The 21,939-nt window shown below is 30.8% G+C and carries 17 protein-coding genes; 13 read left to right on the top strand and 4 right to left on the bottom strand.

Going from position 1 to position 21,939, the window contains the following annotated elements:
- Positions 1-6: 6 nt before the first annotated feature.
- On the top strand, positions 7-1,206 hold the full coding sequence (locus SAR11_RS00410) for a pyridoxal phosphate-dependent aminotransferase (protein ID WP_011281460.1): 1,200 nt from the start codon (positions 7-9) through the stop codon (positions 1,204-1,206).
- Positions 1,206-1,655 carry a YtoQ family protein gene (locus tag SAR11_RS00405; RefSeq protein ID WP_011281459.1) on the top strand — a complete coding sequence of 150 codons (450 nt, stop codon included), beginning with the start codon at positions 1,206-1,208 and terminating at the stop codon, positions 1,653-1,655. Before SAR11_RS00410 ends, SAR11_RS00405 begins: the two co-directional genes overlap by 1 nt.
- On the opposite strand, the gene SAR11_RS00400 is transcribed toward SAR11_RS00405, so the two are convergent.
- Together SAR11_RS00400 and trxB are read right to left on the bottom strand one after the other, a co-directional pair.
- Positions 1,647-2,666: an NAD-dependent epimerase/dehydratase family protein gene (locus SAR11_RS00400; protein ID WP_011281458.1), complete on the bottom strand. Its 1,020-nt coding sequence runs from the start codon at positions 2,664-2,666 to the stop codon at positions 1,647-1,649. The two genes, SAR11_RS00405 and SAR11_RS00400, sit on opposite strands and share 9 nt — an antisense overlap.
- 41 nt (positions 2,667-2,707) lie before the next feature.
- Positions 2,708-3,652: a thioredoxin-disulfide reductase gene (gene trxB / locus SAR11_RS00395; protein ID WP_011281457.1), complete on the bottom strand. Its 945-nt coding sequence runs from the start codon at positions 3,650-3,652 to the stop codon at positions 2,708-2,710.
- A 21-nt stretch (positions 3,653-3,673) separates the two neighbouring features.
- Here trxB and SAR11_RS00390 point away from each other — a divergent pair, with 21 nt between their 5' ends.
- From SAR11_RS00390 to SAR11_RS00350, 9 genes are all read left to right on the top strand, one after another.
- On the top strand, positions 3,674-4,618 hold the full coding sequence (locus tag SAR11_RS00390; RefSeq protein WP_006997831.1) for a mitochondrial fission ELM1 family protein: 945 nt from the start codon (positions 3,674-3,676) through the stop codon (positions 4,616-4,618).
- Positions 4,618-5,280, top strand: a complete 663-nt coding sequence (locus tag SAR11_RS00385; RefSeq protein ID WP_006997832.1) for a hypothetical protein — start codon at positions 4,618-4,620, stop codon at positions 5,278-5,280. The genes SAR11_RS00390 and SAR11_RS00385 overlap by 1 nt, the downstream gene beginning before the upstream one ends.
- A 151-nt stretch (positions 5,281-5,431) precedes the next feature.
- The gene (locus tag SAR11_RS00380) at positions 5,432-6,445 is read left to right on the top strand and encodes a type IV pilus twitching motility protein PilT (protein WP_006997834.1); all 1,014 of its coding nucleotides are present in this window, start codon (positions 5,432-5,434) and stop codon (positions 6,443-6,445) included.
- Entirely contained in the window at positions 6,420-7,145 is a 726-nt protein-coding gene (locus SAR11_RS00375; RefSeq protein ID WP_011281456.1) for a prepilin-type N-terminal cleavage/methylation domain-containing protein, read from the top strand. Before SAR11_RS00380 ends, SAR11_RS00375 begins: the two co-directional genes overlap by 26 nt.
- Positions 7,146-7,149: 4 nt before the next feature.
- The gene (locus SAR11_RS00370; RefSeq protein WP_011281455.1) at positions 7,150-7,800 is read left to right on the top strand and encodes a prepilin-type N-terminal cleavage/methylation domain-containing protein; all 651 of its coding nucleotides are present in this window, start codon (positions 7,150-7,152) and stop codon (positions 7,798-7,800) included.
- The gene (locus SAR11_RS00365) at positions 7,797-8,729 is read left to right on the top strand and encodes a PilW family protein (protein WP_027307146.1); all 933 of its coding nucleotides are present in this window, start codon (positions 7,797-7,799) and stop codon (positions 8,727-8,729) included. Before SAR11_RS00370 ends, SAR11_RS00365 begins: the two co-directional genes overlap by 4 nt.
- A complete protein-coding gene (locus SAR11_RS00360; protein ID WP_027307145.1) occupies positions 8,729-9,502 on the top strand; it encodes a pilus assembly PilX family protein in 774 nt (257 codons plus the stop codon). The genes SAR11_RS00365 and SAR11_RS00360 overlap by 1 nt, the downstream gene beginning before the upstream one ends.
- Before the next feature lie 81 nt (positions 9,503-9,583).
- Positions 9,584-10,102: a hypothetical protein gene (locus SAR11_RS00355; RefSeq protein ID WP_027307144.1), complete on the top strand. Its 519-nt coding sequence runs from the start codon at positions 9,584-9,586 to the stop codon at positions 10,100-10,102.
- A 3-nt stretch (positions 10,103-10,105) separates the two neighbouring features.
- Complete coding sequence (locus SAR11_RS00350; RefSeq protein ID WP_041185765.1) at positions 10,106-14,821, top strand: PilC/PilY family type IV pilus protein; 4,716 nt, start codon at positions 10,106-10,108, stop codon at positions 14,819-14,821.
- A gap of 239 nt (positions 14,822-15,060) precedes the next feature.
- Here SAR11_RS00350 and SAR11_RS00340 read toward each other — a convergent pair whose 3' ends face one another.
- Together SAR11_RS00340 and SAR11_RS00335 are read right to left on the bottom strand one after the other, a co-directional pair.
- Positions 15,061-15,774: a hypothetical protein gene (locus SAR11_RS00340; RefSeq protein WP_041185764.1), complete on the bottom strand. Its 714-nt coding sequence runs from the start codon at positions 15,772-15,774 to the stop codon at positions 15,061-15,063.
- A gap of 66 nt (positions 15,775-15,840) precedes the next feature.
- Complete coding sequence (locus SAR11_RS00335) at positions 15,841-16,605, bottom strand: prepilin peptidase (RefSeq protein WP_011281449.1); 765 nt, start codon at positions 16,603-16,605, stop codon at positions 15,841-15,843.
- 99 nt (positions 16,606-16,704) lie between these two features.
- Between SAR11_RS00335 and SAR11_RS00330 the strand changes: the two genes are divergently transcribed.
- Positions 16,705-18,051, top strand: coding sequence for a GAF domain-containing SpoIIE family protein phosphatase (locus SAR11_RS00330; RefSeq protein ID WP_011281448.1), 1,347 nt, complete (start codon positions 16,705-16,707; stop codon positions 18,049-18,051).
- A 1,344-nt stretch (positions 18,052-19,395) separates the two neighbouring features.
- Positions 19,396-21,939, top strand: coding sequence for a pilus assembly protein PilM (gene pilM, locus SAR11_RS00325; RefSeq protein WP_011281447.1), 2,544 nt, complete (start codon positions 19,396-19,398; stop codon positions 21,937-21,939).

The raw sequence follows: 21,939 nt of genomic DNA, 5'->3' as shown, positions 1-21,939 counted from the left end.
ATTTCAATGAGCATTATATCAAACAGTTTAAAAAAGATTAAACCATCGCCAACTATTGCTGTAACTCAAAAGGCAAGAGAGTTAAAAGCTGCTGGAAAAGATGTAATAGGACTTGGGGCAGGTGAGCCTGATTTTGATACTCCAGATAATATCAAACAAGCGGCTATAAAAGCCATTAATGATGGTGATACTAAATATACGGCCGTTGATGGAACTGCTGCTTTAAAAGATGCCATTGTTAAAAAATTTAAAAGAGAAAATAATTTAGACTACACAACTGATCAAGTCACCGTTGGTGCTGGTGGAAAACATGTAATTTATAATGCCATGATGGCAACTCTAAATGAAGGGGATGAAGTTATTGTTCCTGCACCTTATTGGGTTTCTTATCCTGACATGGTTTTATTAGCGGGTGGAACTCCAATTATTTTAGAGTGTAATGAAAAACAAGGGTTTAAAATTAATCCAACTGAATTAGAAAAATCTATAACACCAAAAACAAAGTGGATCATATTAAATTCACCATCAAACCCAACGGGTGCTTGTTATACTGAAGGTGATATTAAAGGAATTGCAGATGTTTTAGCAAAACATCCTCATGTTCATATTTTAAGTGATGATATTTATGAGCACGTAACATATGAAGGATTTAAATTTTTCACCATTGCCCAAATTGATAGCTTGAAAGAAAGAGTTCTAACAATGAATGGTGTAAGTAAAGCTTACTCAATGACTGGCTGGAGAATAGGGTATGCGGCTGGTCCTAAAGAAATTATTAAAGCAATTGCTAAAATACAATCGCAATCAACAACAAATCCATCTTCAATTAGTCAAGCTGCAGCTGTTGAAGCATTAAATGGAACTCAAGATTTTATAAAAGAAAGAGCAATATCTTTTCAAGAAAGAAGAAATTTTGTTGTTAAAGCACTAAATGAAATTGATGGAATTGAATGTTTAAATCCAGATGGAGCATTTTATGTTTTTCCAAGTTGCAAAGGATTAATGGGGAAAAAAGATACAAGTGGCAAAGAACTTAAGACAGATACTGATTTTGTTCAGTCTTTATTAGAGAATAGTGGTGTAGCAGTTGTTCAAGGTTCTGCATTTGGTTTAGAAGGTTTTTTTAGAATATCTTATGCAACCTCTATGGAAAATCTTAAAAACGCTTTAGAAAAAATATCTACTTTTTGTAAAAGCTTAAACTAATGTTAAACGTATATTTAGCAGGTGAAATTCATAGTAATTGGCGAGAAGAAATTACTCAACTTTGTGAAAAAGAGAAATTAGATATTAAATTTACATTTCCCGTCACCGATCATGAGGCATCTGATAATTGTGGTGTTGAAATCTTAGGAGCTGAAGAAAAAAATTTTTGGAAAGATAGAAAAGGCGCTAATATTAACTCCATTCGAACCAAAAAATCTATTCAAGATTGTGATGTAATTATTGTTAAGTTTGGTGAAAAATTTAAGCAATGGAATGCAGCTTTTGATGCAGGTTATGCTACTGCACTTAATAAATCTATGATTGTTATTCATAACGACGATCATCAACATGCTCTTAAAGAAGTGGATGGTTCAGCTGCTGCTGTTGCATCAGATCAAAAACAAGCCTTTCGTATATTGAAATATATATTGGAAGGGTCTTTAGACTAACCCAAGTCTAATTACTGAGTTCCCAGCATCTACAATACTTTCTTTTGCAGGTTTAAATTTCATACCCAATAAATCTTCAGAATATGAAGTGTCTGTCTGCATTAAAATTCCAAGATCAGGCAACATAATCTTTACAGAAGAATCTAAGTAACTGATCAATTTAACCACGAAATTTGGCATTTCTTTTTTTGGAAGTTTTTTTGCATACTTTGGAAATGCTTCAGCCATAATTTTAGAAACTTCGAGCATTTTTTTTACTTCTGAACCAATAATCAATCGTCTTCCATTAACCTTGGGATTTTTTATAGATAAAACATGAGCTCTTGCTACATCTTTTACATCAGAAATTAATATTCCAAAATTTGGCGCCATAGGATATTTTCCTTTAAGGAAAAGTTCAACATAGCTAGTTGAAGTGTTTGTTTTTTTATCTAAAGCATCACCAAAAACTCCTCCTGGATTAATTACAGTTAATTTATCTTTTAATCCTTTGCTTTCCATTAATTCCCATGCAGCTTGTTCAGCTTTTGCCTTTGATATAGTGTAGTCATTCGACCCACTCCAATCAGTATCTGTCCAATCACTTTCCCCAAAAGTATATGGGTTTGTTCTGTTAGGTTTTTTAAACATTGCTACTATTGACGAAGTAAGAATTATTTTTTCAACATTAGCTTCTATACCAGCATTTAAAACTCTTAACGCCCCACCTTTAGCAGCTGGAACTAAAGCTTCTCTATTTCTTGAACTTTTCATAGGGTAGGGAGAAGCAGTATGTATAATATATTTACAATCTTTAGCAGCCTCAACCCAACCATCATCTTTTAATAGGTCCAATTCAACAAATGATAATTTATCTGTTGAAATATATTCACTTAGAGTTTTCTTTGTTTCATCTAATGAATTTTGACTTCTAACAGTTCCTAAAACTTCATATCCAGAATTTAATAATTCAATTGCTATATGTTTTGCTATCCAGCCACTTATTCCAGTTAGTAGTACTTTGTCAGTCATTTTGTTTCCCTTTAGTTTGTATTAAGTTTTAATGGTTCTTATCAGTGAGATAAAAATTTTTCAGCTTCAAGCGCAGCCATACAACCCATTCCAGCAGCTGTAACTGCTTGTCTAAACGTTTTGTCTTTAACATCACCCGCAGCATAAACTCCAGGGATATTCGTCTCTGTTGAATCTGGTTTGGTCAATAAATAACCTTCTTTATCCATTTCTAACTGTTCTTTAAATAAAGCTGTTGCTGGGTCGTGACCAATTGCAATAAATAAGCCATCTATTTTCATTTCTTCAATTTTATTAGTTTTTAAATTTTTAATCTTAATAGCTTTAACATTTTTAGGTTCGCTATCCCCAATAACCTCTTCAACAGCACTATCCCAAATTATTTCAATTTTTTTATTTTCCATTAATTTTTTCTGAAGTAATTTTTCTGCTCTTAAAGTATCTCTTCTATGAATTAATTTTACTTTTGATGCAAATTTTGTAAGAAACATTGCCTCTTCAACTGCAGCGTTTCCACCACCAACAACTGCTACAACTTTTTCTTTAAAGAAAAAACCATCACATGTTGCGCATGCTGAAACTCCAAAGCCTCTATAAGCTTGTTCTGATTCTAAGTTTAACCATCTTGCTTGAGCACCAGTTGAAATAATTATGCTGTCAGCTGTATATTTTTGTCCACTATCTCCAATAGCTTCAAAGGGTGTAGATTTTAAATTAACTGAAGAAATATGATCTTCAATTAGATCTGTTCCAACTGCTTTTGCTTGATCTCTCATTTGATCCATTAACCATGGACCCTGAATTACATCTGAAAACCCAGGATAATTTTCTACATCGGTTGTTGTCGTTAATTGCCCACCAGGCTGAACTCCATAAACTAGAATAGGATTTAGCATTGCTCGGGCAGCATATACAGCGGCTGTATAGCCAGCTGGACCTGACCCTATTATTAACACTTTTGTGTGTTTAATTGGATTTTCACTCATGCAGAAGTTATATAAGGATAAATGACAAAATTAAAAGGGATATTATTGACTGAGGGTATGCACGGCATGATCAGCCAAGTAGAAGGTTTAGCAAAGGCCCTAGATTTAGATTTTATACACGAGAAGATTGAACTTAATAATTTTTGGAAATTATTTCCCCCAAAGCTAACACCAGTTTCAAGTAATGTTTATAAAAAAGTAGAATCTTCTGATTTTGATGTAATCATTTCATGTGGAAGAAAAAGTGTAATTCCATCTATTCATTTAAAAAAGAATTCTAATAAAAGAGTTATTAATATTCATATTCAAAATCCAAAAGTTAATTTTAAAAATTTTGATTTCATTGTGGCACCAGAACATGATGGAATTGAAGGCCAAAATGTTATCAGTACAAAAGGTGCAATTCATTACCTTACTGAAAGTGAAATAAATGAAAATAAAGATTATTTAAATTCATTTATAAAAAAAGATGAAAGAAAAATTTGGGCTTTAATAATGGGTGGTCCTACAAAGTATTATGAATATTCAAGAGAAAATATTAAAGCTATTTTTGAAAATTTAAACAACTTAAATAAACAGAACAACTTTCAACTAGTTGTGATCCCTTCAATGAGAACACCAAAAAATATAATTCAATATGTAAAAGATTATTTTGGTGAAAATCATACAGTTATTGAAACTATTGATAAGAAAGCTTATCTATCAGCTTTAGCAATTTCAGAAAAAATTGTAGTAACATGTGACTCTAGCTCCATGATATCAGAAGCTGCTTTAACTGGAAAACCAATCTACGTAGCTAATATTTCACCTAAAAAAAATGACAAAAGATTTCAAAGATTTAGAAATTTATTTAAAGAATTAAATATTACTAGAAATTTAGGTGAAGAAGTAGAGAATTGGAACTATCAAAAATTGGATGAAACGAATAGAGTAGCAAATATTATTAAACAAAAAATTAATTCTTAATGTCATTCTTAAATTCAATTCAAAATCAGGCAAAAAAACATGAATTTCCTTTTGATCACTGGGAATATAATAATGCACTATCTGACGGGGCCATTGAGGAAATTATTAAAGCTGATATTCCAGATGTCAGTAAGCACAATCTTAATTATGATGGCACCAGAGCAATTGATGGTGGTGCTGCAGAGTTTAGAGAGGGAATAGCTTCGGGCGGTGAGGCAATTAAATTTAGATGTTTTGTAACAAAAGAAAATGAAAAAAAATTTCCAAACTTAGTAAAATTTATTAAAGAACTTCAATCCAAGGAAGTTCATGGAACTATTTCAAAAATGATCGATAGAGATTTATCGAACTCATATGTTAGAGTTGAAGTTATTTGTGATAGGGAGGGTTTTTGGTTAAAGCCCCACTGCGATATCAAAGAAAAACTGATGTCTGGATTAATTTTTATAAATAATGCTAACGAGTCTGAAGATCTTGGAACAGATTTTTATAATGAAAAATTAGAAAAAGTTAAAACAGTTCCTTACAAAAATAACTATGGCTACATGTTTACTAGTGGGCCCAACACTTGGCATGGTATGGAAAAGAAAAAAATAGTTAAGGAAAGACGATGCATTCAGGTTAACTATGTTACTTTTGAAACAGATTGGAAAGTTCTGTAATTAAATTAAAACTCTTTCATTATTAACAATAACATCTATTAGTCCCCATTCTGATTGCTTCATTACCTCCAAATAAAAGAAAAAACTTATTTTGAACACAGATGACTAAGTAAACATTGTTTTTGTTAATATTTGTATGTAAAAATTCATCATGTTTGAAAAATTAGAAGAATTAGCAAAAAATAATAAAAAAATTTCAGATTTTCATATTAGAACTGGTTGGCCATTAGCGTTTAGGCAAACTGGAGAAATACACAAAATTCAAGAAATTGTTGTTAAAGAACAAGATCTTCAAGATCTAATATCTACTAATTGTAACGAAACTGAAATGAAAAAGTTTAGTGAAACTCATGAGTTAGATTCATCAGTTACATTAAGTGGATTAAGATTTAGAGCTAATTTTTATAAAACTATTCAAGGACCAGCTGCTGTATTAAGAAGAGTAGAGAGCGTTATTCCTGAAATGGATCAATTTGATTTACCCCAAGTTCTTTATGATATTGTCGATATGCATAAAGGATTAGTTTTAGTAACTGGACCAACAGGGTCTGGTAAGTCTACAACACTTGCGGCAATTGTAAATGAGATTAATAAAACTAGAACTTCAAATATTATTACAGTTGAAGATCCAGTTGAATTTATTCATAAAGATTTAAAAAGTATTGTGTCTCATCGAGAAGTAGGAAAGCAAACCAAAACATTTTCTAGTGCATTAAAAGCTGCACTCAGAGAAGACCCAGATGTAATTCTAGTTGGGGAGATGAGAGATTTAGAAACAGTTTCACTTGCATTAACTGCTGCTGAAACAGGACACCTAGTTTTTGGAACACTTCACACTAGTGGTGCTCCTAATACCATCAATAGAATTATTGACGTTTTTCCACCTGAGCAACAAGCTCAAATAAGAGCACAGATATCTTCTTCTTTAAAGATGGTGGTTACTCAAAGACTTCTTAAAACAAAAGATGGTCAAGGCCGTTGTGCAGCGTTTGAAGTGATGAAGTGTACGCCTCCAATTCAAAACTTAATTAGAGAGGCTAAAATTCATCAAATACCTAGCATCATGCAAACTTCTGTGAGAGATGGTATGATTACTATGACTAAATCATTAGAAGAATTAGTTAAGGCAGGTAAGATAGATGCGAGTGCAGGACGAGAAGATTAAAGGATTTAACGTCCTTGAATTAATTGTTGTCGTTGTACTTATTGGCGTCATCTCAGCCATAGGTTATCCCAATTTTTCTGAATGGCGAAAAGATAGAGAGACTAGAAGCGCAGTACTTAGCATAAAATCTTTAATCGAAGGAATAAATTCACAAGTTCAAAGAGGTCAATATGCATTTGTTCAAGTACATATATTAGAAGAAGTGAATGGCGCAGAAAGAAATTTAATTGTTACATCAAAAGGAATGAAACCAGAAAAACTAGCAAGTTTGTTAAATGATGGAACTAGTGACTGGTGGGCAAAAATTGGTGATCGATGTAATATAACAGACGATGCATATTGGGATGATGATCCAGATCAAGGTGCTGATAATGTTGAAGTAAGACAAATTACTTATGATAATATGGCAACTTCTTGGGAAGGGGATGACGGAGCTATTTGTTTTAGTAAAAATGAGAAATGGTACAGTGGCGCAGGTAAATTACAATCATCCTTGCCTGAAGAGGGGGATGTAGCAAGATCTATAGATAATACTTTATTTATTTGCAGAAGAACAAATGATCGATCAAGTTGCGATGTTGATAGCGATGGAACACCTGCTTCAGAGCATGATCATTTATATGTTATTGAATGGTCAAGATTTGGCAATGTGATACTTGAAAAATGGGATACAAGAAATTCTGATTGGGTTAAACAATAACAAGATGAAAAAACAAAAACATAATATTTCTGGACTTTCTTTAATAGAAGCACTTGTCTCAGTTGTGATTATTGGAATTGGATTTGTTTCAATTTTACAAATGACAAATTTTTCCGTTCAATCAATAGATAATTCAGGAGATAGAACTAAGGCAAATTTTTTAACTGAGATGATAGTAGAAGACGTCATTGGAAGTAAAAATTCTTTCTATGGAGTAAATTCTGATAATGAAAATATAATCTATAGTACTGATGGGACCGCATCACTAGATGGAGACACATTAAATACATTTTCAAAGCATCTAAGTGACAATAGTTGGAGTGCAGATCTGAGCTGTGGTGGAAGCAGTTCTAATACCACTACACCAGTTGAGAATAAACAAAACATCTATGAAACTCAACAAGTGGATGCTCCTCGAAATAAACAAGCTAAGTGGAATACTATATTTGAAGAAAATAGATTTTTAAAATGTAAAAGCACAACTGAAGAAAAAAAATTGCAAGTATTTGAAATATGTAAGTGGGATGCTTGTGATTATAAATTAGATTCTATAACAGATGAGCCTTTGTACATTGGTAGAGTGGAGATGAAATTAAATGAAGGTAAAAAAAGAAAATTTATATATTTTCAGTCAGACTATAAACTTAAACAATGAATAAAAAAAATTTAAAATCTATTGCTGGTCTTACATTAATTGAGATTTTAATTAGTGTGGTGGTGTCATCGATAATGATGGCTGCAATTTATACAACTTATTCAATTGTAAATTCAACTTATACTCAAGTGTTAGAAAAAGCTAAAGTAAGCAGATCTTCTAGAGATTTAATCGAGTTATTAATTCGTGATACACGAATGGCAGGATTTAAATATTATTTAGGTGATAATGATTTGGGTTTTCCAGTAGAAAGTTATTTAGAATTTGTTGGTGGTGCTACTACGGTAAAAGATAGCCATGATCCAATTGTGATAATTCCAAATGAACTTGGACATTCACTAAGTGATGCTATTGCTACTCCAACTCCAAAACATAACTTAGATGATACTTGCTGTGATAAAATTCATATTGTTTATGATGATTTTAATCAAAATGATGCTACTCAACCTTACAAAAGATATAAGCTAACTTATTTTGCAAATCCATTATCAGATGGTTCTAATGCTGATGGCCCTATAAATCCAAGATACGGCATATACAAATCCAAAATTAGTTGGCAACAAAATATTGGTCAAGAAACTGGAAGTTGGGTATCAGATTGTTCCGAGTGTTATCACAATGAATTAGTAAGAGATTATGTTGAAGATATGGAATTTATTGCATTAGATCAAAATGGAAAAGTTTTAAGTCCTTACCCAAGTACAAATTCTGAAGCTTCGAGGGGAAATTTATATAAAATTAGAGCAGTAGATATTAGGATCGCATTTATTTCTGAAAAGCCTTTCTTTAGATTTGAAAGTAGGACAGGAAATGAAAGACAATTAAGTGGATTTTCTAGAGCGATAAGATCTTTTTCAGATAGAAACTTAAGAGATAATGTAGTGGTGACCGTATACACAAGAAATATTGTTGGACAGGATATATTTTAATGAAAATAAATAATCAAAATGGATTTACACTAATTTTATCACTTGTGATGTTATTAGTAATGTCGTTGATGGGTGGAGCTTTAATTGTAATTTCTTCAGGGGATCATCAAAGCAATAATACTAGTGATCAATATCAACAAACTTTTTATGTTGCTGAACATGCCTTAATTGAAGCAGAGAAAAGAATAATTAATAGAATGATTGGACCTTGGACAGAAGTGAGTACGATTACCACACCACCAGTTGGATCTACACCTACAGAGATCACTGCTCACAATAATTATATTGAGCAACTTACAGCCACAGCAATTGATGGCTTTGCAAGAAACACAGATGGAAGAGATACTCCTAGAAATACTCTTACTCCTGTAGAAACTCCTTGTTTTAAAAGTTTTAGAAATTTAATCAGAAATGATAGTGGGGGAAATTTATCTTTAGTTACAGATCATTTTACTAATCAAAATTTTGGAAGTTTAATTGAGCCAATTTTAAATACCCCAAGTGATGTAGGATTAGAGGCAGATGATGCAGAAAAAGAAAAAGAATATTTAAAAAGGTATAGATATGAGTTTTTTTCAATTAATGTTGGTTCCTCTACCTTTAAAGGAGCGGGGGCTAGTCTTAAAAAAACCTCTACTAACGCTCAAAGACAAGGAACAGCTTATAGAATATATGGTTGTGGATATTTAATGCCTAAGGGCGCAGAATTAGGCGAATTTGAGGATCCTGAAATTTTAATTCCTTTAGAAACTTTAATTATTTTATCTAGTTAAACACAAAATGAACACCATAATCATTACTTTAATTACAATCTTAATTACAATCTTTTAAAATACGGGCTATTATTAATGATAATGAAAAATATCTTTATTGGATTTTTATCACTTTTTTTATATTTCAGTTCATTAAGCATGAGCGGGGCGTGTGAATTTTTAAAAGAACAAATTGGTACCCCAGTTTCAAGCATCATTGAAAAATATGATAATTTAGACGAGCCTCCGGGTGGTGGTGATCCAACTGCTACCTACGTTAAAGAATATGACAGTTTAAATTTATGTGAAAATTCTCAATTAGAAAATAGTGTTTTAAAAGTATTTATTAAAGAAGGAAAACTCATTGGAACTGAAATTGAAGGTGCTTTGGGTGAAGCAAAAAATAACAAAATTATAGACTTTGCAAAAACACATTTAGGGTACAAAAGTGAAGTAGATTTTGATGAAGAGTGGACAGGGGCTATATCTTTGTCATCTTTTGGTGATGACGTCATTTATGGTAGAGTTAGTGATTCAAGTGGAATTTATGAAATGTTAATTATTACAAAGCCAGAGTTTGATTCATTTTTGTTCGGACCTAATGTCATAAAGTTTTTTTAATTTATGAAAATATTATTTAAATTATTTAGTTTATTAATTTTAATTATTAATTTTAATCAAACATCTTATGCAAAACCATTGCCACCTGGATCAGGTGAAGGGGATGTACCAGCTAATATTTTAATTTTATTAGATAGCTCCGCTAGTATGAGACGTACATTAGGAGATGGTATTCCTGTTATAAGCTCTGCTGCAATCGATGGAAATGGAAATAGGGTTTTAACAAGTGCCGATAAATCGCTGGGAGGATTATATCTTTTTAATTCTGCCGGTGAGAGAATTAACTTTACTGGAACCAATCAATCAGGCGGATCTTATACAAGAGATACTTGGTGGGCAGGAAGTAATACTGATCAACGATGTGATTACCGTTTAAGGGATGGATCCAGAACAACTAATCATCTTATTTCTACAACTAGAAAATATCATGAAGCTCGCTATGTAACAGGAGTAACTGTTCCAGGAACTAATATCAGTAACGAAAATCTTTTATTTGCTGTTCAATTTGATGATGGGTCCTCTTCTGTTGCAGTTATTGCCCTTGATACACAATATAGATGTAGACTTGCACTAACGGTAAATAGTGTAAAACATATTCGCGGTATGGACATTAGTGCTAATGCAGCAGGACATATTATTGTAGGAGTTTTTGGTAGATCGGGTAGAAAAAATGCTTTTCAAATGACCTGTAATCTAAATCAAGCTGATTGCGAAGAAATTACAGGTAGAGGTAAAGGTCAAACGGATGTGTTTGGCAGAATATATGACGGAAACCGTTATAGATTAAATAGCGACTCTACAAGAATGTATATTTCTGATGATGGGAATCTTTATGAATATGCAACAAGAAATGTTGGAGGACAAAATGTAATTTCATATGCCTGGGGTGAAAAAAAGGAGTGTCGTGCTAGCCGTAACTCAACTATAAACCAAATTACACAATTTGAGTTATCTAGCAATGACGATGATATTTTTTTTGTAGGAGGTAGCGGAAGAGAACTTGTAAGAGTACAATGGACTGCTGGGTACAACATTTGTACACGTATTACCGGTCTAGGAACCGCTAGTTCACTTTCAAACGCTGGTCAAGCTGCTGGAAATTTAGCTGCTGATAGCGTTAGAGTTACAAATGCACTAACTGCTATAAGTAAATCTGGTGGGAGAATTTTATTTAGTCATAATAGTTATGTTGATGAATTAACAGAAGCTAATTTTACATCTGCAAATAGAAATACAGCTTGGCAAATTCAATATGGTGGGCCAAAAATAACAAGACTAGACGGAGCAAAAGCAGCAATTATTGCCGTTTTGACAGATAGTACTTTAACTAGTGGTGCTAATTTTGGTTTTGGTCACTGGAACGCTGGCGAAGGTAGTCAGGGAAAAACTGGTAGAAGAGGTGGCAAATATTGCCATGGTAGTGGTACTTCTTGCAATTATTATGGAGGTTGGTCCGGCAATCATCCTGCTGGTCAAAGCAGAATATGTACTGGTAATTCTTGTTTAAATGTTGGAATTGGTCCAGAGGGTGCTGGTAACGCTATTCCTGTTGTTGAGAGATTAGGAGTGGAGTGGGGCACAGACTCTGAAGCATTTTCTCAGATTGCTCATGATTATTTTTTTGGTCCAGTTTCTCCTCATGACCCAAACTCTGACTGTCAGTTAAATTATGTAATTGTTATTGGTGATGGTGAGATGTCTGGTACAGGAACTGCTTCAACTAGTTTTCAAGGGCGTACGGCAGGCAGACTTACGAGAATGAGAGAGGAATTAGGAATTAAAACTTTGATGGTTGCTTATGGAGATGGAATAAAAGCTAGTGGTATGAATAGATTTAATGAATTAGCTTTAGTTGGTTCATGTGATGCAGCAGGTGGTGAAGATTGTGAACAAACTATTGTAGCCACTACACCTCTGGAACTTCAGACTGAGCTTCAGCAGAAAATTAGACAAATTTTAGCTGAGCGATTAGCATTTACCGCACCATCCATTACAGCAACCATTCAACAAGGGGGTTCATTATACCAAGCGCAATTTGCTTATGAACAATTTGGAGAGTGGAAAGGAACCATATTGAGGAAAACTTTAAATGCAGATGGAACAGTTGAACATGATCCTAACGCACCAGGAAACTGGGATGCAGCAGCTCGAGTAAGAACGCAAGCAGCTGGCGGGCCTACAGATCCTGGTACAGCTGATAGCAGAAATATATGGACACCCATTGCAGATCAAAGTTTAGATTATTTAGGAAATTGGGATAACGTTAATGAGGCTACTGCACCAACTTTAGAACCTGAGATGGAAAGACTAGGATATGTTCTTAGAAATTATCATTCCTCAACATCAAAATGTGGTGGAGATGATACCACAGATGATGAGCGAGATGGAATTCTACGTTTTTTAGCTGGTCAAGATTTTTTTGATTATGATGGAGATTGTGACACTACAGAATTAAGAAGCCATGTTCTTGGAGATATATATCATTCTCAATTAATTGAAATTGGCGCACCAGATGGAAATACCCAATTTACTGATAATAACCAAGAAGCTTACTTTAGAACTATAAATAATTATCAAGCCTTTAAAGCTTCACAACAAAGTAGAAGAAATATTTTATATGCAGGTTCTAACAGTGGATTACTCCATGCTTTTTCTGCTGAAACAGGAAATGAAGAATGGGCATTCTTACCACCCTTTTTAATTGGAAAATTACCTACATTAATTAACTCCAGACTTGATGGAGCAATTGATGGATTTAAGGGAGGTAGTAATGCAGTGTTTGGAGTAGACGGCTCTCCAGTTGTCCATGATGTGTTTATGAAAGGCTTAACTCCAGAGGGTGATGTCGAAGGTTCCGCTAGTTGGCATACCATATTATTCCAACCGTTTGGAAGAGGTGGATCTGGTTTTTCAGTATTAGATGTAACCACTCCACTAGTAAGAGATGGTTTAGGACCAATGCATATGTTCAGTGTATATAATGATTATATTAATAATGTTGTATATATCATGGACAACGAAGGAGAAGTTAGAGAATTAGAGTATTTTTCAAGCTCTGCAGAAATATCTGCTTCAGATGAAGCCCTAAAAGCGCAATCAAATTTTAATGAAGCTGTTACTGCTGATGAAGCCATCGACTCGGAGACGACTACTAATCAAGATGCAATTGCTGTATGTCAGTCTGATGCAGATGTGACTGGAGAATTTAAAACTGCTGGAACTGCTTCTTGTTACATAGGAAGAACTTTCACTTTTAGTGATATATCTTTTAATACCCCAAATAATCAATCCATACCTGAAAACATGATAAATGTTTCAGAAATGGTTGATGGTGAATTTTTGCCAGTAGAATTTTCAGATGCAAGAATGATCGATGGCCAATTTGTAATTACTTTTGATGAAGATAAAATTTATAATCCAGGTGGAAGTGTAAATGAAACAAGAGAAACAACAAATATATTTGTTCAAACCTCATGCACATCATCTTCTGGAATTGATCCATTCTTTGACTATAGTAAATTAGGTGAAACTTGGTCAACACCAAGAATTGTAAGATTACCATCAGACATTGAAGCAGAGAGAGAAGACCCAGCAAATGATAAATATGTTGCAATTATGGGTGCAGGAATGGCTAATAATAATTTATGTGCGGGCTCTGCTTTGTTTATGGTTGAATTAGACAATATGGATGAGCCAGGAAAACTTTACGGTGGAGATCAAAACGGTGGACCAATTACAATTGTTGATACATCGCCATCAGGCGTGGCTCTTGGAAATGATATAATTGAAACACCTAACGGTAGCAATATTAATAATGCGGTTCCAACGTCCCCACTTGTGATCACTCCTGATACTGGATTTGGAATTCCTTGGCGTGGGGCAATGGTTTATATTAATGATAGAGAAGGAAAAATTACTAAAATAAATTTAACAGACTCTACAAAAAATGATGCTAAATTATTTGATCAAACAACCTTATTTAGATTAAACGCAAGTACTACCAATAAAAGATATACTTTTTTCTCAATGGATGCAGGTGTAGGAGTTACCACAAAAGATTTTTGGTTGTTTGGTGGTACTGGAGACTTTAATAAACTTGGAGATATAGATAGAAATATGGATAATATTTTATATGGGATTAGAGATTTTGATTATCCTTATTTTAAACATTTAAATGGAGTGACTATTCCTTCATTTGATGATCAAGCTTTTACATCCACAGCTCATCAAGGAGCTGATAATGCTAAATCGATTGATGATGCAACTGTTTGCTCAGATGTTACAGGAGATACTGATGCTAGTCTTTGCCCAGATTCTGCAGAAAGTGCCTGGGTAATCCATTTAGATACACAAGGTGATAATAATTCACACAGAAAAGCATCTGCCCCACCAACTTTATTTAAAGGACAAGTATATTTTCCAGTTTATGAACCGCCTCCAGGATCAAATCGATGTAATATTGGAAATGCATATATTTGTGTAGCAGATGATGAATGTGGAACTAATAATTCACATAAACTTGTTAAAGGCGCAGAAGCTAACGGAAGCAACTGTACATTCATTAGAGAAGGGGTTTTATCTGAATTAGTAATATTTGGTGACAAACTTTACGCAAACGTTGCAGGGCCTAGTGAAGACAGTGATACTTTATATTCTGTTATAGCTGTTCCTGGTGAGATCTTGTCAAATACAGGTGGTTGGAGAGATACAGGATATTAATTCAAGTTATAACACTCTCACAAGTGGATCTAAGAAGCTGAAAACAACCTAAAATAGGAATATATAACCCACACAAACATATCAAGCATAGTTATAAATATAATTGCCAAACCAACAATTGAATCTTGTTTTATTTTTTTTCTCCATTTGATTGGAAAAAAATTTAAGGAATATGCATAAACTAAAATGAATATATTTAATGATGCAATAATAATGTTGATAAATAAAAAAGTATTCATTTAGTTAATCAAACCTTTCAGCTTGTTCTTTAATTTGTCTTTTACTTTATCCTCTATTTGTTTGATATCTAAATTTTTAACAGCTTCTAATAAATTATTACTCATTATTTTTTCTCGCACATCAACCACCATGTCTTTAAATACTTTTTTTAAAATATCTTTGTAGTTTTTACTATCCTTGGTATTACCAATATCTTTAAAATTCATATCATTAATTGAAAAGGTTTTTTCAAAATCAAAATCAGAAGATAATACGGCTAAATTAATATTTTTAGCATCTAGGTTTTTGATATTAAAGTATTTGCTTGATTGAGAGTCGGTATTTTTAAATTCAAGATCTTGTTGAAGATTTCTTAGATTGTCTGAAGTAATTCTGTCAGAAAATTTAAAATAATAATTTAAATTTATATTGTTTAATTGAACATCGTTAATCAATATATCATTAGAAAAAATTGAGAATGTATCTAAATTTACTTTAACAAAATCTACTTCTGCTAAATTACCATCAAACTTTTTGTTAAGTATCTTAATGTTATTTGCACGAGCTTCACCACTTAAATAATCAATACTTAATTTTTTAATTGATACTTCTCTATTTAATGAACTTGAAATATTATCTTCTAATATATTTTTAATTAATCTGTCTCCTATAAATTCAACCAATATATAAAAAGATAAAGCGAATATGGTTATTATGGAAAGAAATTTTTTCATACGCACTGATCTATATTAATTTAAAAAATAATTCTAATGGTTAATCGACCACTCTGGGTTATATTCTTAGTTCAAAAATAATCTTATCTGTTCATTAAAAATAAGAAAAACTAAGTTTCCTATAATTAAATAAGGACCAAAAGGAATTTGAGACGAAAGATCTTTTTTATTTTTAATTATATCTGGGACAACACTTAAAAGTGCAATGACAGATGAAAAAAATATTACAAAAGGAATTGAAGCCCATCCAAACCAAAAACCAATTACAGAAAGTAATTTAGCATCACCCAAACCCATTCCTTCTTTGTTTCTTAATTTTTTATAAATAAAAATTATTAACCAAATGATTATGTAACCAAACAAACCACCTATTAAAGAGTTAACTAAATTTGGAAACAGAGTGGTATTTAAATTTGGATCAAATGATTTTAATAAACCAATTATCATAAGAGGGTATGTTAACTCATTTGGAATTATGAAATGTTTTAAATCAATAAAAAAAATAATCACAAAACAGATGCTTAAAATAAAAAAAAGAAGAGTAGTTAATGAAACTCCAAAGAAATGAAAAATTACTACAAAATTTATTGCTGATATTAATTCTACTAAAAAATATTTAATATTAATTTTAGCCGAACAACCTCTGCATTTTGCTTTTAAAAACAAATATGAAAATAATGGAATGTTATCGTGCCATTTAATTAGGGTTTTACAGGATGGACAGTGGGATCTTCCTGTTACAACGCTTATATCGTCAGGAATTCTATGGATACAAACGTTACTAAAGCTACCCCATATACTTCCAAAGATAAATGCTATAAGATATAACACAACTTATAATTTAATTTTGGAGGACAGTTCTATGAAACCATCAATGCAATATTGTACAAGCATCATTGCGTCTGTAAGGTGTAAGTAGAAGTTAGGACTATGAATAATGAGTTCCATCAGTCTCAAAACTATCAAAAATTTAATGAATATCAATTTATAAATAACATGTTTTTTGGTGCTAAAAAAACAGAAACAATAAAAGTCGACAATACGAGCGTTAAAGACTTAGAATTGGTTACAAAAATGAGCCAGGAGTTTGCTAAAACTCTTGATTTAAAAGAAACACTACAAACTTCATTAGAGCTAATTATTAAAAGAATTAATGCTCAAGCTGCTAACATTTTTTTAATAGATAATGATAAGCAAAACTTTCAATGTATTGCATCAAAACACCAAGCATATCTAGAAGATTTTGAAATTCCAATTACTCAAGGTGTCATGGGAAAAGCAGCACTCATGAAACAATGTATAAGAGTTGGAGATGTTAGAAAGGATGTAAGAGAAATTGCAGAATTTTATTTTGATTTAGATAATAAAACAAATTTTACAACTTATTCTGTTTTATGTTCACCATTAATTGTTTCAGATGAATGTATTGGTGTTATTCATTGTTTAAATAAAAAAACAGACAACAAACTTTTTGAAGAAAGCGATAGAAAACTTTTAGAAACTTTATCTGGTCCTGCTGCATTAGCAATTAGAAATGCTAAGATGGCAAAAGATTTGATTGTTAAAAATAGAATAGAAAAAGAAATAGAAATTGTTGGAGAGATTCAAAAAACATTACTATCTCAAAACATTAAAGAAAATTTTCCTATTGCTGGAATAAATATTCCTGCCAAGGTTGTTTCTGGAGACTTTTATAATTTTTCAGAATTATCCAATGGAGTTTATGGATTTGGAGTTGCAGATGTTTCAGGTAAAGGAATTAAATCTTCATTACTAATGTCTAAAGCATCTAGTCTTTATAGATGTTTAAGTAAAACAAATTTTTCTGCAGCAGGTCTTTTAGATATTTTAAATACAGAAATTTGTGAAACTACTTCAAGAGGAATGTTTGTAACAATGCTGGTTGGAATTTACGATAGTAACAAAAAAGAATTAACTTTATCAAACGCTGGTCATGAACCTCCGTTAATTTATTCTAAAGATGGAAACTTTTCTAATTTTGAAGAAGCAGGACCTCCTTTAGGCATTGCTCCTAAGTTTAAATTTAAAGAAACTAAAATTAATTTTTCAAACAGCTCAATGTATATTTTTACTGATGGTATTACGGAAATAAGAGATGCTAAAGGAAATATGTTAGAGGCAGAAGGATTTAAAGATTATATAAAAAAGTATCAACAAATTCCAAACCATGAAAGATTAAACAAGATTATCGAGGATATAATTAAATCTGGTCGAATACAAAAGGATGATTTAACAATTGTAACGGTTGATGGTTAATAATTATGGATAGATGTTTTTATTTACACTCTTTAAGATAGAGTAAAAATGTTTATGGGATAGTTTCCAGTTAATAAGAGTAATTACCCCCAGTTTCATGTAATAATTCTAATTTTGGGTCAAATATCTGATAATTAGAAATAAATCCTGCAATCCTAGTCAAATCTCTAATTTAGAGTGAAATCTCTCATAATTTGCTATAAATCCTATACTGGTAGTCAAATCTCTAATTTAGAGTGAAATCTCTCATAATTTGCCACAAATCAGATTTAATTAGTTAATTTGAGTTTAGTCCCCAGATTTAGGCTTTAACCATAATATAAATTGTATCAAAATCTAATATTGCCATCCGCAATAATCAACAATTGATGGATCAATGTTAAAATTTATATATATTATCCCAAAGGGATGAGTGATGTAAGGCTGTTTGAGCTTTTGTTAATATTCATATTTATCTCTAACACACAGCATAAAAAATATAAATTATTTCTAACACATAGGATAAAAATTAAAATTATCTCTAACACAAATCAATAAATTTATTGAAAATATAAAAAATGTTGATTTTATTGACTTTTTTAAAAATATGATAATATTAATAATTATAACACAAAATAAATATAGCTCTAACACATTTTATGTTTTATATTCATAATATTAAAAACGTTGATTTTGCTTACTTTTTTAAAAAAGAATATTATGTTAATTTTCTAACACAAAATGAAATAATTTTTTTTTTTTTTAAATGTGTTAGAATAAAATTTTTGTGTTAGAGAAAAAAAATAATTTTTTTTTTTTATAAATTAGAATAATTCTAAAATTTGCAAAAAATATATTAGAATCTTTCTAAAGTAAAATAAAAATATATTAGAATCTTTCTAAAGAGAAAAAAAATAGTTTGGAATATTTCTAATGTAGGAAAAAAAAATATATTAGAATAATTCTAAACAAAAAAAATTAAAAAAATTATAACACAAATAAATTTTTCTCTCACACAAAAAAAATTTTCTCTCACACAAAAAACAATTAAAAGTTGTTTTAATAAAAAATAGCTATTTTACTTATTTTTTAAAAATAGAAAAAAATATTAAATTTCTAACACAATATAAAAAGATAAAATTATGATAAATGTGTTAGAGAAAATATTATTTAGAAAAAAATATCTTAAATTTAATTTTTTTCAATGATTTTAATAAACTGTTGATTTAATTGAATATTTTATAGTTTCTTATTAAATTCAACCCATTTTGAACATAATGATTATAATCTTGTGTTAGAATTTTATTAATTTTGTGTTAGAGAATCAATTAACAATTTAAATATTAATTTTTATTTATAAGTTTTATGGACGAAGATAATAAAGACAAATTTGATTATAAAGAGGAAGATACTCTCAAGAGTGATCAGGAAAACCAATCTGAAAACGATTCAACTGATACTTTAAATCCTCAAGAAACTGATAATAATGAATCAGAAAAATCCAATGAAAATGATAATTTAACTGAAAATTCAGAAACTTTACAATCTCAAGATGAATCTGTTGAGCAAAATGTAAGTGCATCAAATACTAATAATGATGAAGAGACTTTAAAGAGTGATCAGGAAAACCAATCTGAAAACGATTCAACTGATACTTTAAATCCTCAAGAAACTGATAATAATGAATCAGAAAAATCCAATGAAAATGATAATTTAACTGAAAATTCAGAAACTTTACAATCTCAAGATGAATCTGTTGAGCAAAATGTAAGTGCATCAAATACTAATAATGAGGAACAAAAAAAAGAGCATGAGGTAATTCATAAAAAAGATGGAAGACTACATATATATGTAAGGCAAGATAAATATAAAGGTGAACTTAAATCAAGAAACTGGGTAGGTAGACTTTATATTGATGGTAAACAAAAAATTTCATCTTCTGGAACAACAAATTTAGATGATGCAATACCAATTTTGGAAAAATGGTTTGATGATGTTCATGAAGAAAGTAAAAAATTAAAAATTGAAGAAAATATTAAGCCAGAAGAGGGTGAATCTTCACAAATTGATATTTCAACAACCAATCAAAGTAATAATGAAGCACAACCACAAACTTCAAGTGTTCCATTAAATGAAAACTCAGAAATATCTACCCAAGATCAGGTAAAAAGTAAATTATCAAATATTTTTGGAAAAATTAAGGAAATTAAAATTAAAAAACCAGATTTTGCTAAAAATATAAAAAAATCATCTTTTAATAATTCTAAAGTTGGAAATTATAAATCAAAAATACAAAATTTTTTCAAATCCAAATTAGGTAAATCTAGTGTTCAAGGCGAAGAAATAATTGGTATTGAGTTAGCAAATAAAGAAATAAGAATAGTCCAAGTTTCTAGTAACAAAGCTAATCAATGGGTGTTAGAAAAATTACATATTCACCCCGTCGACATTACAGATGATAGTACTCCAATTGATAATGCGGATAAATTTTCAGAAGAATTAGTATTAGCAATTCAAAAATACAAAATAACTTCACCAAATGCAGCAATTGCTATTCCGGTAACTAGTGCAATCATAAGAGTAGTCACCGCACCTTTAATGAAAGAAGATGAATTAAATAAAGCAATCGAAACTAATTCATTGTGGGAAAACCTAGTTCAACTAACAGATAGTTTGGAAGATTATTCTATTTTTCATCAAGTCATAAATAGAAATGATAAAGAAAATACAATGGATATTTTATTCGTTGCATCAAAATTAACAGATATAAATAGTTATACTTCAATAATTAAAAATGCAGGTTTAAATCCTGTAATCATAGATGTTAAATGTTTTGCTTTAAAGTCATCAGTTGATCAAGTTAATCAAATAACAAATAAAACTGAGGATGCCAATTTAACTGCTGTTTTAGAATTTGGATTAGATGAAAATTATTTAATGATCCTCTATAATAATAACCCAATAATAACTGATATTTTTATTAGAGGGCAAGATAGAAAAATTTTACAAGATTCTCAAGATACTGAAGAAAAAGAAGGATTAGTTAGAAGATATGTTACTCAAGTTAAGCAAGCAATTCAAGATTTTGAGACTAAATATGAAAAGAGAATTCGAAACATAAAAGTTGTTTCAGATATCAAAAATGTAGACGAATATTTAGGAAGTTTTAGAAAAATTTTAATGAATGTTGGATTTAACACTTTTGATCCTACTGAAGGATTAAAAATTCCAAGTCAGTATCAACAAATTTTAGATAATAAGTTAAATAGATCTTATCTATCTACTTCTGTTGGCTTAGCCTTTAGAAAACTTGATGTCTTTGGTTATTATAAATTTGTTACTGCAGTTAAAAATATAAATCTTCTTCCAGATAGATCAAATGTAATGAAGCAAAAGAAGATGAAAGCAATTTCAGGTTTTGCATTCAAGGGTATTACTGCTGCTGTAGTTGCAATTTATGTGGTATTATTTGGTTTATCTTTTTGGAATATTGCTTCCTATAATAAAAAATTAAAACAATATGAAACTGTAAAAATAGATCATGCTAAAATTATTAAACAGAAAAAAATAGTTTCAAAAGAACTTAGTGTAATTAATACGTCTTTAAAATTAAGTAGAACACTTAAATCAAATAAAGAATTAACTTATAGAATTTTAGCTCAAGTAGCCTCAAGTGTTCCAAACCGTGTAAAATTTGATCAAGTTGAATTTAATGGATCTAGAAGATTAACTATTCAAGGAATAGCTGCAAGTGATCAAGATATATTGAAATTTATAGAAAATTTAGGAAATCAAAAATTGGTTGAGCAAGCATCTTTATCATCAATGCGATTACCAAAATCTACAGCAGGTGGTGCTACAATGAAAGGCTTTAGAGTGTTTGTAAAAATTAAAACAGGTAAAATATAG

The sequence above is a fragment of the Candidatus Pelagibacter ubique HTCC1062 genome, from assembly GCF_000012345.1.
GTDB lineage: Bacteria > Pseudomonadota > Alphaproteobacteria > Pelagibacterales > Pelagibacteraceae > Pelagibacter > Pelagibacter ubiqueversans.
Note: the sequence above shows the minus strand (reverse complement) of the source record. Positions and strands in the feature narration are given on the sequence as shown.